The 16,388-nt window shown below is 34.0% G+C and carries 12 protein-coding genes; 2 read left to right on the top strand and 10 right to left on the bottom strand.

Annotated elements, in window-relative coordinates; translation table 11 throughout:
• Positions 1-52: 52 nt before the first annotated feature.
• On the bottom strand, positions 53-2,440 hold the full coding sequence (locus K5V07_RS02640) for a penicillin acylase family protein (RefSeq protein ID WP_221918127.1): 2,388 nt from the start codon (positions 2,438-2,440) through the stop codon (positions 53-55).
• A gap of 166 nt (positions 2,441-2,606) precedes the next feature.
• On the opposite strand from K5V07_RS02640, the gene K5V07_RS02635 reads away from it, so the two are divergent.
• Both K5V07_RS02635 and K5V07_RS02630 read left to right on the top strand, forming a co-directional pair.
• Entirely contained in the window at positions 2,607-3,248 is a 642-nt protein-coding gene (locus tag K5V07_RS02635; protein ID WP_182651520.1) for a flavin reductase family protein, read from the top strand.
• A gap of 2 nt (positions 3,249-3,250) precedes the next feature.
• On the top strand, positions 3,251-4,783 hold the full coding sequence (locus K5V07_RS02630; RefSeq protein WP_221916281.1) for a cryptochrome/photolyase family protein: 1,533 nt from the start codon (positions 3,251-3,253) through the stop codon (positions 4,781-4,783).
• 61 nt (positions 4,784-4,844) lie between these two features.
• On the opposite strand, the gene K5V07_RS02625 is transcribed toward K5V07_RS02630, so the two are convergent.
• From K5V07_RS02625 to dtd, 9 genes are all read right to left on the bottom strand, one after another.
• A complete protein-coding gene (locus tag K5V07_RS02625) occupies positions 4,845-5,273 on the bottom strand; it encodes a YMGG-like glycine zipper-containing protein (protein WP_182651522.1) in 429 nt (142 codons plus the stop codon).
• A gap of 87 nt (positions 5,274-5,360) precedes the next feature.
• A complete protein-coding gene (gene kynU, locus K5V07_RS02620) occupies positions 5,361-6,659 on the bottom strand; it encodes a kynureninase (RefSeq protein ID WP_221916280.1) in 1,299 nt (432 codons plus the stop codon).
• A 314-nt stretch (positions 6,660-6,973) separates the two neighbouring features.
• Positions 6,974-8,023: a tRNA preQ1(34) S-adenosylmethionine ribosyltransferase-isomerase QueA gene (queA, locus tag K5V07_RS02615; RefSeq protein WP_144891626.1), complete on the bottom strand. Its 1,050-nt coding sequence runs from the start codon at positions 8,021-8,023 to the stop codon at positions 6,974-6,976.
• Positions 8,024-8,164: 141 nt separating this feature from the next.
• The gene (locus K5V07_RS02610) at positions 8,165-9,406 is read right to left on the bottom strand and encodes a 3-phosphoshikimate 1-carboxyvinyltransferase (RefSeq protein WP_221916279.1); all 1,242 of its coding nucleotides are present in this window, start codon (positions 9,404-9,406) and stop codon (positions 8,165-8,167) included.
• Positions 9,407-9,506: 100 nt separating this feature from the next.
• Entirely contained in the window at positions 9,507-9,833 is a 327-nt protein-coding gene (locus tag K5V07_RS02605; RefSeq protein WP_221916278.1) for a nucleotide pyrophosphohydrolase, read from the bottom strand.
• A gap of 3 nt (positions 9,834-9,836) precedes the next feature.
• Positions 9,837-11,825 carry a DUF3857 domain-containing protein gene (locus tag K5V07_RS02600; RefSeq protein WP_221916277.1) on the bottom strand — a complete coding sequence of 663 codons (1,989 nt, stop codon included), beginning with the start codon at positions 11,823-11,825 and terminating at the stop codon, positions 9,837-9,839.
• On the bottom strand, positions 11,826-13,838 hold the full coding sequence (locus K5V07_RS02595; protein ID WP_221916275.1) for a DUF3857 domain-containing protein: 2,013 nt from the start codon (positions 13,836-13,838) through the stop codon (positions 11,826-11,828).
• 6 nt (positions 13,839-13,844) lie between these two features.
• Positions 13,845-15,752 carry a DUF3857 domain-containing protein gene (locus K5V07_RS02590; RefSeq protein ID WP_221916274.1) on the bottom strand — a complete coding sequence of 636 codons (1,908 nt, stop codon included), beginning with the start codon at positions 15,750-15,752 and terminating at the stop codon, positions 13,845-13,847.
• Positions 15,753-15,886: 134 nt separating this feature from the next.
• The gene (dtd, locus tag K5V07_RS02585; protein WP_221916272.1) at positions 15,887-16,339 is read right to left on the bottom strand and encodes a D-aminoacyl-tRNA deacylase; all 453 of its coding nucleotides are present in this window, start codon (positions 16,337-16,339) and stop codon (positions 15,887-15,889) included.
• Positions 16,340-16,388: the final 49 nt, after the last annotated feature.

The following is a 16,388-nucleotide window of genomic DNA, read 5'->3' as shown; positions in this document are numbered from 1 at the left end:
TATGTTAAGCAAAACTACTCATTAATTAGTTTAAGCTCTTAAAAATTAAACATTATTTACTAGGAGTAAAAATTAATTTAGTAGAAGTCCTTTGAATTTCTTCCTTGTTTAAAAGCATCCTCCTAAATTTACCCGTATTGTACAACTCCGCTTGGTCATCATAATGGGCACTCATGGGATTCCCTGATTGTCCAGTAGGCAAAATGCTCAAACTGTTTTCAATATCCGAAAAATCTATAACTCTTCGGGTAGAAGGCCCGCCTTTTACATCATAAACCCCACTGCTATTATAACTGAAAAATAAATTATTAATAACCTCGCTAGAACCTGATACCTCAAAAGGACCTACATTGAAAATGTTTTTCAAAACAGCAACTTTACTCAAAGGATGCTGGTGCTCTAAAGTATGCACTCTATTCCAAGTCCAAGCCAATACATCTGGTCCCAATTGTTTTTCAAGCGCAACTATAGCCTCCTTAAATGACTGTAATACTATATTCGCTCTGTTTTCTTTAATGTTTTTAGTATTGATGTTATCCCACCAAACAGAATTTACATTCTGTATTTGATTCGCAATAGTCTGTTTCATGACATGCGTACCCAAGAACATTTCAAACTTTTCCTTTCCTAACTCGTCTTCAAAAGTGTTTTTCATATATTGATAGACCCATTTGTTGTAAATTGTAGGAGCTACATCATCCAGATTATTAGAGCCTTTCCAATCTTTTAAAATTGAAATTGCTTGTTTTTGAGTACTCGAAAGTGCTTTAGAACTGCAATTTACAATCAACTCCTTGACTACATTTGGTGCAACCGATGAAACATTATCAAAAATCATGTTTCCAACAGCTTCTTTATCCCAAGAGGAATTAGAATCTAATAATTGAGCAATTCTTTTGGCGCGATCCTCTGGTAAATAATATCCAGGATAATTAAATCCATCTATAGGTTCCGGCTGATTATTTGCTGAATAAACGTAATTCCATCTTGGGTTTACTGCCGAAGGATTTTTAGAAAAATCCAAAAACGAAACAATATCATCCTTACCCGAAGCTCCATCTAAGATAAAGTTTGGATTTACTCCTTTATTATGTTTGTACAATTTACCAGTAGCCCACCATGCTACATTTCCTTTAGCATCTCCGTACATTACATTTAATCCTGGAGCAGTTATTAATGCAACCCCTTTTCTAAAATCAGCTTTGCTTTTTGCATGCGAAAGAAAATAAACTGCATCTAGAATATTGATGGGTTGTTGGGTATAAATCCAAGATAAGGCAACGGGCTTATTAGGCTCTAAACCATCCATTAAGTCATTCATTATAGGTCCATGACGTGTTAATTTCACATTCAAAACACAATCTGTTGAGTCTTTAATTTTTATTGTTTTTTTTCTAATTTCATATGTCCCATAACCACTAGGAGTTTTATACTCTTTATTATTCTTGGGATTGGATTGTTCTTGATACAAATCGATATCATCATTCTCAAACATGGTCAATCCATAAGCATAATCTCTATTGTGTCCTAATAAAGGATAAGGTGTTCCTGCTAGATAACAACCATATAACTCAAAATCTGGCACTACAATATGAGCTTCATACCAAGTTCCCGGTTGAGAAAACCCAATATGTGGATCATTAGCAAAAATAACTTTTCCGTTTTTAGTTTTCTTTGGCGCAATAACCCAACTGTTACTTCCTATAAAAGGAGACACAGGCGACTGGTCTAAAAGTTGTGCAATAGATTTAGATATAGCTGCATACTCTTGGGGATTTTCGGATGCGTTTTTTATTTTGGTAGTATTAAATTCACCATTTATTCCTAAATCCTTAAGGTATTCGGCACCATATTTATTGCGAATATCTGTTAACAAAGGATCTGATTTTTGGGCCATTGCAAAACTAAAAGACATGTAACCAAAAATATTATAGACATCCTTTATCGTAAACTTTTCTTTCTTCACTCCAATCAAACTAAACTCTATTGGCGTTTTACCCTCGTCTAAATACTGATTAATTCCATCAAGATAAGACATTGTCAATTGGTAACTTGGACTGTTTTTATCTAATGCTGCTATTGCTTTGGCTGAAGCTTCTTCAATCCCTAATCCGGCAAAAAAGATATCATTTTTTAACGCTACTGATCCGAAGATTTCTGACAACCTTCCTGGTGCTATGCGGCGCATTAGTTCCATTTGCCATAATCGATCTTGTGCATGTACATAACCTAGCGCGACCATGGCATCTTTTGAATTTTCAGCATAGATATGAGGGACACCAAATTCATCAAAATGAACGGTTGTTTTTTTTTGAATGTTTTTTAACGCTAGCTCACCCTCATATGTAGGCTTTGAGTATAGCGCGTAGATAAAAATAGAACCTGCTAAAACGGCAACTAGTACAAGTAAAATAAAAAGAGATTTTTTTAGTGTTTTCATCATGGGATAAATTGAAAAACAAATATATAGGATTTGGAAGTGAAATGAAACAAATAATTACGAAGGGAGTAGTCTCTCATTAAATAATTTATAATTTCTATATTTTGTTTAATTTATTTCATGATTAATTAAACAAAAAGTATCTTTGTTTAAAATAATACAACTTATGAAACATATTTCAAGAGATATCATCTCTCAAATGGAAAAAATTGAAAGATTAAACTTAATCAATTCGTGTACGGGATATAAATCAGCAAATCTATTGGGAACAAAATCTATAGACGGAAAATCAAATGTTGCCATTTTTAGTAGCGTAACCCACTTGGGGAGTAATCCTGCAATGATTGGGTTTATTATGCGCCCCACTACGGTTCCTAGAGATACATACAAAAACATTAAAGATACTGGCTACTTTACCGTAAATCACATCACAGCAGATATGATTGAGGCTGCACATCACACCTCGGCCAATTATGAATTAGGAGTTTCTGAGTTTGACAAAACAACACTTGAAGAGGAATTCAAAGAAGGCATCCCTACTCCTTTTGTTAAGGGGAGTCCAGTACAATTATTGTGTAAATATGTTAATGAATATCATATTGTAGAAAATGACACCATACATGTTATTGCATCAATTGAACATATCTTTTACAAAGAAGAATTAGAACATAAAGATGGCTGGTTGCAAATAGATCGTGGAAATGTTGTGGCTATAAATGGTTTAGACGGGTATTGTTTACCCAAATTATTGGACCGTTTCCAGTATGCCCGAAAAGAAATCCCAACAACTTCCTTTTTCAAAAAATAAACATGAAAAAACTACGGTTAATCCTTGGTGATCAATTGAATGCCACTCACTCTTGGTTTCAAGAAAAAGATAATAATACCATTTATTTGCTTGCTGAAATGCGTCAAGAAACAGATTATGTCAAGCACCACATACAGAAGGTTGTGGCATTCTTTCAATCAATGAGGCATTTTTACACAGACCTTAAAGATAAAGGTCATCAAGTACTCTATTTCGAAATTACAGCCTCAGACAATCCTCAAAATTTAGATCAATTGATTGCCAATTGTATTGAAAAATATAGCATTGCCAAATTTGAATATCAACTGCCTGACGAATACCGTCTGGATCAGCAATTAAAATTGATTTGCTCAAAACTTACCATTGAGACCCAAGCATTCGATACGGAACATTTTTACACCAAACGAGAGGAGTTGACCGATTTTTTTGAAGGTAAGAAGTTATTGCTAATGGAAAATTTTTACCGACACATGCGTAAAAAGCACCATGTTTTGATGGATGGCTCAAAGCCAGTTGGTAATCAATGGAATTTTGATGCTGATAATCGAAAAAAATACAAAGGAGAAGTTCCAGTTCCTGCAGCAAAAAAATTTGGGACCGATGTTGAAGCGCTTCTCTCTCAAATTGAAAAAGCTGGCATCAATACATTTGGTACAATTGACCCAAAAAACTTTGACTGGCCTACCAGCCGAGGGCAAGCGCTAAAACAACTTGATTATTTTTGTGATCATTTGCTACTTCATTTTGGTGACTACGAAGACGCCATGCATACGGATGAAAAATATTTGTTTCATTCTCGTTTATCGTTTGCCATGAATAGCAAAATGCTTTCGCCAAAAGAAGTGATTGAAACTGTAGTTGCACATTATCATGAACATGAATCCAGCATTTCCATTTCACAAGTTGAAGGTTTTGTTCGGCAAATTTTGGGTTGGCGTGAATACATCAGAGGAATTTACTGGAAAGAAATGCCCAACTATGCAAATATGAATGTTCTAAACAACACCAATAAACTTCCGGATTTTTTCTGGACCGGTCAAACTAAAATGAATTGCATGAGTCACGCCATAAATCAAAGTTTGAAGGATGCATATGCACATCACATACAGCGCCTCATGGTGATTGGGAATTTTACTCTGTTAACGCAAATTCATCCTGACGAAGTAGACAATTGGTATCTAGGCGTATACATAGATGCCATTGAATGGGTAGAAATGCCCAATACAAGAGGTATGTCACAATATGCAGATGGAGGAATTATCGCAACAAAACCTTACGTTTCCTCAGGGAGTTATATCAATAAAATGAGTAACAACTGTGCTACATGCCACTACAATGTAAAAGAAAAATTTGGAGATAAAGGCTGCCCATTTAATACGCTGTACTGGAATTTTCTGGACGACAAGAAAGAATATTTTAAGGGAAACCAGCGCATGGGAATGATGCTCAACCTTCTTAAAAAAATTGATCCTGAAGATTTATACAAGATCAAGCTTAAAGCAAATGATATTATAAACAATATGGATTCTTATTAAAACAGAAAAGCGCTTCAACTCCTAACAGAATTGAAACGCTTTTTTATTTCTAAAAACGAATTTAGTTTTTCTTACTACCGTCAATAATTGCACCTGTTCCAGCACCAACTCCTGCACCTGCAACACCACCAATAATAGCACCTTGCACTTTTTTCTTACTGATAATTGCTCCGGTTGCTGCTCCTACTCCTGCACCAATTACTGCTCCTTTGGCAGTGCTACTCCAACCTTTCTTTTTAGTTGTGGTAGTTGTAGTTGTTGTCCCTTGAGGAGCTTGCTGATTAACTACAACAACTTCTTTTTGGGTTTCGACTTTAGCCTCTTCCATTTTCACCATTACTTGCTGCATAGAGTCAATTACTCTTTGCTTTTCCATTTCTACTTTCATAGAATCAACTGTTGCTGCTTTTGCTTTTGCAACATCCATTTTACCTTGATTTTGACAAGAAACTACCGCCATAGCAAGTAGCATAAAGTATACTATTTTCATAATTATTTTTATTTTATTGTTAAACAACAAAGTAACAACATAAAAACCCTAGTTCAATTATCTAATTCCAAGTTTAATTTACATAATTCATAGACTCGCTTTCTCTAAAATTCCTTTTTTTAAAATTTGGCCAAACTCATACATATCTGCATAAGAGGTATATAAAGGCACAGGCGCCAAACGAATCACATTAGGTTCACGCCAATCCGTAATTACCCCATTTTTCATTAAATAATCAAACAAACTACGGCCTTCACCATGCAGTAAGACAGAAAGTTGGGAAGCTCTTTCTAAAGGGTTTTGTGGTGTAATGATTTCAAAAGTACTCTCAACTTCTTTATCGATTTCATGCAAAATAAACTCTAAATAGGATGTGATATTGTCTCTTTTTTGAATTAGAGCATCCATTCCTACTTCATCAAACATAGTTACTGATGCCAAATAAGGAGCTAATGACAATATAGGTAAATTACTTATTTGCCAACCATCGGCACCGTGAACGGGATCAAAAGTTTGCTCCATCTTAAATCGACGTTCTTTATTATGTCCCCACCATCCTGCAAATCTTGGAAGTTCACTATTGTTATGATGCTTTTCATGAATAAAACAGCCAGATGCATTTCCTGGTCCTGAATTCATGTACTTATAACTGCACCATGAAGCAAAGTCTACATTCCAATTGTGCAATTCTAGCTTTACATTTCCTGCAGCATGTGCCAAATCCCATCCTACGTAAGCACCTGCTTTGTGCCCTGCAGCAGTTATCGTTTTCATGTCAAAAACTTGACCGGTGTAATAATTGACTCCGCCAATGAGAACCAAAGCCAACTCATCACCTACTTCTTCTATTTTTGCTAACACATCTTCAAGACGGATGTTGTGTTCCCCTTCGCGTCTTTTAATTTCTAGTAATGCTTCATGGGGATCAAAACCTACCGATCTTGAATGAAAATCAACTTGGCTTTGAAACATATATTGATCCGAAGGAAATGCTTTCTCCTCACAAATAATTTTGAATCTGGTTTTTGTAGGTTGGTAAAAAGAAACCATCAATAAATGAAGGTTCACGGTCAAGGTATTCATCACGGTTACCTCTGAAGGAAGTGCGCCAACAATTTTACTTAACGGATTAGCAAAACGTTCGTGGTAATCCCACCACGGTTTATCGCTATAAAAATGTCCTTCTACAGCTAGGTTTGCCCAATCATCCATGACTTCATCTACAAAAGCTTTGGTGCGTTTGGGTTGCAATCCAAGTGAATTTCCAGTAAAATAAATTACTTTTTTTCCGTTTACTTGCGGAAATATAAACTCGTCTTGGTATTTGTTTAAAGGATCTTGAATATCTAGTTGCCTTGCAAATTCAAGGGTATTTTGAAATTTCATACGTTCAGTTTAGATTCGTAAATGTACAAAAAATGCAACGATAGTAGCAAGTGTTTAAACGAATTAGGAACTTCTTAAAATCCTAAAAACGAGATATAGATCTGAGCTTTATCATTAAAAATCCTGATAGAAGAGGATCTAGATTGACGGACGAGTTTGTGTGAGGGATAACAGCGGCATCCTTTATTTTCTTTCTTTAAGAAAATAAAGATAGAGCGGATAGCCCGACCCGACCTTTTTTTGGGAGGGTCACACCAAAAAAAAATCTCGCCACGAATGACGAGATTTAATATTTATGATGTGATTTTGTTCTATTATAGAATCAACATGGCATCACCGTAAGAGTAAAACTTATATTTCTCCTCGATTGCTTCGGCATATGCTCTTTTCATTAAATCGTGTCCACAAAAAGCAGAAATCATCATTAATAATGTTGATTTTGGAGTATGAAAATTAGTGATCATACACGTTGGGATAGCAAAATCGTGCGGTGGAAAAACAAATTTATTTGTCCATCCGTCAAACGGATTAAGTGTGTTTTGAGATGAAACAGAACTTTCTACAGCGCGCATAGAAGTTGTCCCTACGCAACAAATGCGTTTCTTTTTAGCTTTAGCTGCGTTTACGATATCACAGGCTCCTTGAGTAATTTTTAATTCCTCAGAATCCATTTTGTGTTTCGATAAATCTTCAACCTCAACAGGATTAAATGTTCCTAAGCCTACGTGAAGCGTAACCTCGGCAAAATTGATACCTTTTATTTCTAGTTTTTTCAATAAATGTTTAGAGAAATGCAAACCAGCTGTAGGTGCTGCAACAGAACCTTCCTCTTTAGCATAGATAGTTTGGTAACGCTCTGCATCCTCAGGAGTTACATCTCTAGAAATGTATTTAGGGATTGGAGTTTCACCAAGTTCTGTTAATTTATTACGGAATTCCTCGTAAGAACCATCATATAAAAAACGCAGGGTTCTACCACGAGAAGTAGTATTGTCAATAACCTCAGCAACTAGAGAGTCATCGTCACCAAAATATAGTTTGTTTCCAATTCTAATTTTACGCGCTGGATCAACAAGAACATCCCAAAGTCTTTGCTCAGAGTTTAATTCTCTCAATAAAAACACTTCGATTCTTGCTCCAGTTTTTTCTTTATTTCCGTATAAACGAGCCGGAAAAACTTTAGTATTATTTAAAATTAAGACATCGCCTTCGTCAAAATAATCAATAACATCTTTGAACATTTTGTGTTCTATGGTTTGTTTTTTACGGTCAATAACCATTAAACGTGCTTCGTCTCTGTTTTCGGCAGGATATTCTGCAAGAAGTTCTTTTGGTAAATCGAATTGAAAATGTGATAATTTCATTTGAAAAAGTTATATGTTATGATTTATGAAGTACCTATTTAAATGATACTGGATATAAATCGTGTGCAAATATACGATTGTGAGAGAGGCGTTGTCAAGTGTTTTAGGGTTTATTTTTAAAAGTCGTTGTTTAGCGGGCACTTAGAGCGCTATTTCATCTTGACACTGCAACCCAATGGTTCTTAAATCATCCCAAAAATCAGGATATGATTTTGAAACTACTTCGGCATTTTCAATAATTATGGGAACTTTTATGGCAAGCGGTGCAAATGCCATTGCCATGCGGTGATCATTATAAGTGGCTATAGATACATTTGGGATACAATCCTTGGTCGATATAAGCGTTAAACTATCGTGTGTCACTGAAATAGTTGCTCCTAATTTTGTTAATTCAATTCGCAGTGCTTCTAGCCTATCTGTTTCTTTAATTTTTAAAGTATGAAGTCCTGTAAGGTGACAGCCAATTCCTAAACCAAGGCAAGTAACCACAATGGTTTGAGCTATGTCAGGTGTGTTGTTTAATTCAAAACTGATTTGTTCCGGCAGCTTAAAATCAGATTGCTTGCTCAAGGTCATCTGGTCCCCGATAAAATGAGTAACAACCCCAAGTTCTTTGTAAATTTCGACCAAAGCGGAATCGCCCTGAAGACTATCTTGTTTGTAACTTTTTAAGGTTATTGAAGCTTTACTAGAAAGTGCTACTAGACTGAAAAAATACGAAGCCGAACTCCAATCAGACTCCACTGTCATAGACTTTGCAACTACTTCTTTCTTAGGATAAACCGTAATTACATTGCCTTCGAACTTTGTTTTGACTTCTAAATCATATAATAATGCTAATGTCATTTTGATGTAGGGAACGGAGGTAATTTCACCTACCAATGTAATTTCGATTCCGTTCTCTAGTTTTGGCGCCACCAATAACAAAGCAGAAATATACTGACTACTTACATTAGCCGGGATAGACACTTTTGAGGCGGTTATTTTTTGACCACTAATTTTGATGGGCGGATAACCTACTTCTTTCTCGTATGCTATTACGGCTCCTAATTGTTGTAGCGCTTCGACCAAAACTTGTATCGGACGTTCCGTCATGCGTTGAGAACCTGTCAGTATTACCTCATGACCTTCATGCACTGCATAATAAGCAGTCAAGAAACGCATAGCCGTTCCTGCATGATGAATATCAACTATTTCTGCATTGCCTTTCAAGGCTTTTTGCATGACCTCGCTATCATCAGAATTAGAGGTGTTGTTGAGCGTAATAGTAGGAAACAAAGCCTGTAACAATAGCAGGCGATTGGTTTCACTTTTGGAACCTGTTATGTTTAATTGTGCATCGTCAATCGTAAAAGGTGAATTTGCAGTTACTTTTAAATTCATTTTTGTAATTATGAGTTGTGAATTAGGAATTATGAGTGGTATAATTCGAGTTCGCAATTTACCACTCCACATTTATAATTCATAATTAAAGCAACACAAATTATTTCAGTTTCTCGTTGTTTTTGTGACGGTCTTTATCTCTAACGGATTTTAAATCCATCTTTTTATCGAAAGCAGTTTGTAAGTCAATCCCCGTTTGATTGGCTAAACACAAGACTACAAAAACCACATCTGCTAATTCTTCGCCAAGATCTTTATTTTTATCACTTTCTTTTTCAGACTGTTCACCGTACCGGCGGGCAATAATACGGGCTACTTCACCTACTTCCTCGGTAAGTTGAGCCATATTAGTTAATTCGTTAAAGTAACGAACACCATGTTCTTTGATCCAGGTGTCTACTTCGAGTTGTGCGTTTTTTATGTTCATTGTTTATATTTTTTTGAGAACGATTTTTTGTTTTTGAATTTCGATAGTTCTTTGATAAAAGTTTTTTAAATCTTCATAAAAATCCTCCGCCAATAAAACTGTATTCAATTCTTTTGTAACTATTAATTGTATCTTATTTTGTTGCGCTAAAGCGTTAATCGAGAAAACGACGATATTATCATCAAGAACGATTTTTACAGGCTTTGGTAAGGATTCTACTTCATAGCCTTCTGGAACTTCTATGTTTACAATATATTTTTCTTGTAATGGGTAGCCAAAAAATAATGGCATTTGCCTCTTTTCTTGTTTGAATGGATTTTTATCGGTGGTGAAAAACAATAATGGATCAACATAAATTTTACCAGCTATCTTTTCACAATGATTATCGGCACTGAAAGAAAAAATTTCTGTAACAGGTTTCGATAAATCCCCAACCTTATTTTCAATAGTATAATCCTTGATTTGTATACTACCTAGATTATTTTCTAAAAATTCAACATAGTTATCCTTATTACTATTGGCATATTGCTCTCTAAATCTAAATGCCTCATGCATGGATCTTTGCACTATAATTTTACCTGTAATTGTACCTGTATCAGTAATCGTAGACACTACAGAATAATTTAATTTTGATACTGTGGTTGGATCCAAACTAATTTCTTGCGAAGATCCGTCTTCCCTTATGAGCCTTCCTATCCTATTTAATGCTTTTAGCGGTAGTACATTTTGCGAAGTGTACTTGTTTGTTGCATCTAAAAGAATATATTTTCCATCAATTTCTGCACTTGCAATAATATAATTAAACACTATACGATTAGGAAAAATGGGTATACCATTATCAACAGTACTTATTAAAACAGGATTAGCATTTAAACCCGCCAATTTCATCATGGCAATTAGTATAAAATTTATTTCGGCAACATTTCCTGTCTGATCCAAATAAGCTTTTTTTACACCTTTATCCGTGAAGTATCCATTTTCATTATTCCAATTCATTTTACTTTGAACAAATTTAAAAATGATTGCAAGTTTTTCTTCCTCTCCTACTACATTAGCGATTATTCTTTGTACATCTTGTAATACATATTGTCTTTCATTGAGTTCGGGTCCAAAAGACTTATTTTCAAAAATATTTCTTGATACTCCTTCCCATGTAACCGTATACTCTTTTACGGGTTCATCAGGATAGCGGGTACGTTCTAGCTCATTTTGAATGGCAGAAGTATAATTTTTTATATTATCAACATAATCTTCATCCTTAATAGCAGGAATATTTTTGGTCAAGTAAGTACTATTGATTTGTTTATACTTCATATTACTTCTTTGCCCATATACATTATCAAAAGATTGTGACCCGCTATCTAATTTGGAGTCGGAATCTATTTTAGTAGTACCTATTTGAAGTGTTTTGTAAATAAAAAATTCTGGCACTTCAGTATGATATTCTGAATAATTTAATGGTATACTGTATTGATTTTCATATACTGGAAATTTTACAATATTCTCTGATTTAATGGTGTATTTGAATTCTATTACGGAACCAACTTTCACATTTGGCAATGAAATAGAAGCAATGCTCCAATAGGAGTTTACATTTTTCTTAAAGCTTCCCTCACTATTTAGCTTTGTATTAACAATTTTACCGTTTTCAAGATTATAAGTACATGCATTAGAAAACCTAACCGACTCATCGTGTAAATCTTCATACCCTACATAATAAGGCACTTGAAAGTTTGCCCAACTTAACCCTTCTTTTTTATAAACTTTAATTCTAAAAAAGTATTCATGGTTGAGTACAAAACCATCTTTTATGTTGTATTTAAAAAAAGTCCTTCCTTTTTTGGTTAAAATAGCGGCATTTGCTGTAGAATCTAGCGGATGAAACTTCTCTAAAAGCTGGTCAACCGTAACATTTCCCGGCTCTGAGTTTTGAGCATTCATTGTAGAAAAAAACAATACAACCATACCTGCAAAAAAAAGATTAAACTTCATTTACTGTGCCTTTTTAAAAACGATTTTTTCATTTTGCTTTTCAATCATTCGCTGGTAAAAGCCCTTAAGAGCTTCATAATAATCCGTGGTGACAATAGGAGTGTTTATTTGAAATGACACAGCCATCTGAATAGCAATATCTGATTTATTAATCAAAAATTTAAACTGACCTAAATTATCCTCCATATTGAGTACTATTGGGACAGGCATCGTATCTACAATATATCCTTCTGGAATATCAATCGTTATATTATATTTTTCTACTATTGGGAAACCATAGTCAATAGGATAATCTCTAGTTTCCTGTTTGAAAGGATTTTGTTCTAATGTAAAAAAGAGCATTGGGTTGATGTAAATTGACCCATTAATAACTTCGCTAAAATTTCCGCCTGTAAAAGTAATGTTTTCTATTACCGGTGCATTCAGATTTTTATCTATAACTCTTTCATATTCAGAAACTTCTATTTTTTTATTATCATTTTCATATTTCTCCAAATAAACCTCTTCTTTAATGCTCTCCGCACTATTTCTAAAAATCATAGCATTATAATCCGTTCTTTTACGGCTTAATTTTCCTGAAACTGTACCTGTTGATGCAAAAGTGTATTTCATACTTACAGCATCAGTTGATGGTTTTTTTGGCATTAAATCAACTTCAGTTGAACTTCCATCTTTGCGAATCAATCTTCCTTCCCAATTCAAAACACGCAAAGGCAATATATTTGGTGAAGAAAATGGTTCTGTAGCATCTAATAATATCAATCCATCTGCTACTTCTATGGCAGCAATAACATAATTAAATGCTGACCTATTTGGAAAAAAAGAGACGCCATTTGAGCGGGTACTTACTAGTACTGGATTGGCATTTAAGTTAGCATAACGCAACATTGCCGTGAGCATCAAATTGATTTCGGCAACATTTCCGGTTTTATCTTTATATGCTTTTTTTACTCCATCGTTACAAGAATAACCATAATACCCATTCCATTTTACTGATTTTTTAACATGGTTGTACACCGCAACTATCTTTTCTTCGGCCGTGTTAAGTCCATTAATAACACTTTTTAAATCCTCTTCAAAATATCCCGTTTTATTTAGTTCAGGTCCAAAATCATCATAATCATATATTGTTTTAGTAACAGAAGCCCAATCAGTTGATAATGTTTTGAATGGCTGATTAGGAAATTTCACCACTGATAATTCATGGGTTACGCTAGTGGTATAATTTGAAATATTGTTTACATAAGCTTCCTGTTTCATAGCAGGAAGATTTTCTGTTACGTAAGTAGTTCTATTTTCTATGAATTCTAATTTTTCTTGAGTAGTAGATTGAATTGCATTTCCTGCGATAGTAGACGGTCTATAAGAATAGCTTAATGATTTACTCGTGTTTTCTTTTGATATTTTTGGAAAAATAAATCCTTTTAAATTCGGATTATATACAAAATACTCAGGGATAAGAGTTCTAAACTCTGAATAATTCACTGGGATACTGGATTGAAAACTCCACTCTGTTAGCTCGTTAAAACGAGTGGAACTTAAAGTATACTTGTATTCTATTATAGAACCAACTTTTACATTAGGCAATGTGATTTTTTTTTGATTCCAGTATTTATTAACTTTTTCATCAAATTGCCCATCACTTTTAAGTTTTGTTTTTTCAACTTTACCGTCTACCAAATTATAAGTAACAACATCCGAGAAATTCAAAACATCCTTAGAGTTTGACCCAACATAATACCCAACTGCTTTATTGGCCCATTCATACCCTTCCTTTTTATATATTTTAATTCGAGTTGTAACCTCTGTTATCATTTTAAACCCATCATTTTGGGTATATTCAAAATCAACTTTACCTTTTTCGAAAAGTATCGCTGCAGCAGCAGTAGAATCTTTAGGATGTTGCTTCTCTAGAAGTTCCTCAATAGAAACTTTACCTAATTTAAATTCTTGAGCACTAACAATACTTAGTGAAAATACTAAAAATAAAATTGAAAATGTTTTAAAATTCATAATGGTTTAATTGGGAGTTAAAATTATTTTGGCGTTGTCATTTCTTGAAATCTGTTCAATGAACAAACGATATTCATCATACTCTTTATTAGTATACAAACCTTTTTTGATCCATAAAGCGCGTTTATAACTAACCGAATTAGCATCATTCTTAATAAATTGTGTTTTGTATTCACCAAACTTTGAATTGATTTCAAAATCAACAGGTAAATTTTCTATTTTAAAATCAGTTGGCAATTTGATTTCAATTTCGTCTACATCATAATATCCTCTTTGAATTTCAAAAGGATTTTTTCGGTTACGAATCCTTTTTACATTACCTGATGTGGGATTGAAAGCATTAACCACAAAAATTATTTTTTCAGCCACCTTGCTTCCATAATTGGCTACATTTAGTTTCACATACTCCTCAAAACGCACACTTTCTTTATCATTAATAAAACTCACTTTTTCAACTTTAAGCGAATTCAGTGCGCTCCAATACTTTTTATAATGAGCATCTCTATCATCAGGCTGCATGGTTTTTAAGTTAGCCTTTTGATGGTACTGTGAACCTGTAGAATTAATATTTAAATCGCCAGATAAACCTCCATTAGTATCTATACTGTAACTTCCTTTAGAAATCTGACTGTTGTCCTTATCTTGATATTTTTTAGTATGAATGATGTGACCACCATCTGGTTTCATAACTACTACGTCTCTATCATCGGTAAAATTAGCTTGAAAACCAAAAGGATCTGTTTGACTTGTACATTCAAGAAATATATTTTCAGGGCCGTTAGGAATACACAAAATTGCATGATTGCCTTGAATAGAGAAAAAATCTGCTTCAATGTCTCGAATATTACTATCTCCATAAAGTTCAGTATAGTAAGACGGCACTCCAACTACGTCAAGTAAAGCCCTTGTGTAATTTGACAGAGCTTTGCAATCTCCGTATCCTAAACGGTCTACATCATTGGCAGGCATTGGTTTAAACCCACCTATTCCCACTTGAACACTTACATATCTTGATTTTTCTTGAACAAATTTATACACTATTTTTGCCTTTTTAATAGGATCTGTTTCGCTACCTACCAGTGTTTTAATCTTTGCCTTGCTATCGTCATTGAGAATCTCAGTTCCTTTCAAAATATTTTCAGAGAACCATTTCCCATATTCATTCCAGTTTTTTGCAGTTCCATCAACACCTTCTAAGTTAAAATTTTCTAATCCCATCATCACTTTCGGGAATATTTTTGAAATAGGTGTGTAGTCTTCATATTTTTGAGCTAAAACATTCTCAACAGAATAGGTTAACTGTGTGTCAGTATCTTTCTCTTTAATGATCTTGAATTTTTCGAAATTAAATTCTTTCTTTTTAAACCCAAGACCGGCAGGGAACGTTACGTTAAGAATGCTTTTCTCAACACTTACATAAAAATCAGTCAATACTAACCATGACGGAATAAAAGCAGTATTTGATGTCTCTGTTTCACTTTCATAGACTATTGTAAATGGGTATTGAGTAGGCGTATAGTCAATGGTTAGATACCTCCCGTCAGAAAAAAGAGTACCGCCTCCTGATGCGCTTTGATCTTTAAAATCTTTACGTTTTATTTTTTTTATTTCATTTCCAAAAGCATCATAAACAACTGCCTCAATAGCTTTAACCGTTTTTCTTTTATCATAACTTTCAATTGCATTTATTGAGTTCAGTCCATTTTGATTCAAAACTGTAACAACTCTTTTTTCTTTCACAGTCATGCTTTTTTGTGAAGAAATAGTAATGTCTATTTGATTTAAGCGAATCACGGCATTAGCATTTTCTTTTAAGCTATCTGAAATAATGAGGGACACATACTCTCTTTTTTGAGCTGAAACTTGAAATGTTAATGTAATAAATAAAAGACAAACAAATGTTGATATTTTCATTGTAATGAATAAATATTGGGGAAGTGATAAGATGCAATAAACAAGAGACCTTTACAAAAAAAGTCTGCTATTGGTTTTGAAAATAATATTCGTGGTGCTCAAAAATATATTAAATCTAACAAGCAGCAAAGTAATTACTCTTTATTTTTACTGTCTATGATAATAGTTACAGGTCCATCATTTAGTAATTGCACTTTCATATCGGCACCAAAAACTCCGGTTTGTACTTTTTTGCCGAGATCTTGTTCTATTTGGGAGACAAATTGTTCATACAGAGGAACTGCTATTTCTGGCTTTGATGCTTTAATATAAGATGGGCGATTGCCTTTTTTAGTTAAGGCTTGAAGAGTAAATTGAGAGACCACAATAATGTCACCACTGATATCTTTAACAGAAAGATTCATGACGTCATTTTCATCTCCAAAAATACGAAGATTCACAATTTTGGAACTCAGCCAGCTGCTATCTTCATTCGTATCCGCATCCTCGATACCAACCAGCACCAACAATCCTTTTTGAATATTAGCTACAATTTGATTGTCAATTGTGACTGAAGCTTGAGAAACTCTTTGGATTACTACTTTCATTAATCAGTCATAAAGTTACAAAGTCTTAAAGTCGAAAGTAAAAAAATCT

Source organism: Flavobacterium sp. CHNK8 (genome assembly GCF_019774515.1).
Taxonomy (GTDB): Bacteria; Bacteroidota; Bacteroidia; order Flavobacteriales; family Flavobacteriaceae; genus Flavobacterium; species Flavobacterium tiangeerense.
This window is presented reverse-complemented; position numbering and strand designations above follow the sequence as displayed.

Excerpts from the sequence above, each read along its gene's own strand:
- K5V07_RS02640 (WP_221918127.1), bottom strand. The coding sequence starts at position 2,440 with ATGAAAACACTAAAAAAATCTCTTTTTATTTTACTTGTACTAGTTGCC.
- dtd (WP_221916272.1), bottom strand. The coding sequence starts at position 16,339 with ATGAAAGTAGTAATCCAAAGAGTTTCTCAAGCTTCAGTCACAATTGAC.
- K5V07_RS02595 (WP_221916275.1), bottom strand. The coding sequence starts at position 13,838 with ATGAATTTTAAAACATTTTCAATTTTATTTTTAGTATTTTCACTAAGT.
- K5V07_RS02605 (WP_221916278.1), bottom strand. The coding sequence starts at position 9,833 with ATGAACATAAAAAACGCACAACTCGAAGTAGACACCTGGATCAAAGAA.
- K5V07_RS02590 (WP_221916274.1), bottom strand. The coding sequence starts at position 15,752 with ATGAAAATATCAACATTTGTTTGTCTTTTATTTATTACATTAACATTT.
- K5V07_RS02625 (WP_182651522.1), bottom strand. The coding sequence starts at position 5,273 with ATGAAAATAGTATACTTTATGCTACTTGCTATGGCGGTAGTTTCTTGT.
- kynU (WP_221916280.1), bottom strand. The coding sequence starts at position 6,659 with ATGAAATTTCAAAATACCCTTGAATTTGCAAGGCAACTAGATATTCAA.
- K5V07_RS02630 (WP_221916281.1), top strand. The coding sequence starts at position 3,251 with ATGAAAAAACTACGGTTAATCCTTGGTGATCAATTGAATGCCACTCAC.
- K5V07_RS02610 (WP_221916279.1), bottom strand. The coding sequence starts at position 9,406 with ATGAATTTAAAAGTAACTGCAAATTCACCTTTTACGATTGACGATGCA.
- K5V07_RS02600 (WP_221916277.1), bottom strand. The coding sequence starts at position 11,825 with ATGAAGTTTAATCTTTTTTTTGCAGGTATGGTTGTATTGTTTTTTTCT.
- K5V07_RS02635 (WP_182651520.1), top strand. The coding sequence starts at position 2,607 with ATGAAACATATTTCAAGAGATATCATCTCTCAAATGGAAAAAATTGAA.
- queA (WP_144891626.1), bottom strand. The coding sequence starts at position 8,023 with ATGAAATTATCACATTTTCAATTCGATTTACCAAAAGAACTTCTTGCA.